The organism is Brevundimonas sp. CURTG3B2_SDJG (assembly GCF_057364705.1).
Window position 1 is genome coordinate 1 of the sequence record NZ_JBNFOJ010000590.1, and the last position, 574, is coordinate 574.

Genomic DNA, 574 nt, shown 5'->3' on the forward strand with positions numbered 1-574 from the left:
CGATACCCCCGGGGGGACGCAGCAGCTGGCGCGCCTGGCGGCCGATCACGTCGGCCAGCTTCAGCCGTTCGGCCTCGGTGGCGACCTGGCCCATGCGGCGGGCGGCGCAGGCCAGATTGAAGGCGCGGCGGGCCAGGATCTCCGGGTCCCAGGCGAAGGGCGACCAGCGGGCGAAGACCTCGGCCCAGGCCAGGGTCAACCGCAGGGCCTCGCGCGCGCCGCGCTCGCCCTGCAGCATCAGCGACGGCAGCCAGGCGAAGGCGTGCAGATCGATGGCGAAGGCGCGGGTCGGACTGGGGCGGTTGAAGGGGTCCTCGCCGGGAACGATCTCCAGGCTGGAGCCGGCCAGGGTGAAGCGGCCGGACAGCACGCCCTTGCCGGGCGTCGGATCGACGGGGCGGAAGTCGCGGGGCGTCGAGGCGAAGCCCTGGGCCGTGCGTCCCTTCAGCGTCAGGGTGTAGCCGGGCAGGCCATAGAGTTCGACCCACATCTGGCGGGTGGCCAGGCGGCCGGCGATGGCGGGCCACAGGGCGGGGCCGGTGCTGGCCGCCCGCGGCCTTGACCGGGGTGCGGA

General features: G+C 74.9%; 1 pseudogene. It reads right to left on the reverse strand.

The annotated features are described in order from the left end of the window. Nucleotides 1-574: pseudogene (locus AC2W7C_RS18835) on the reverse strand (heparinase); the annotation flags it as partial.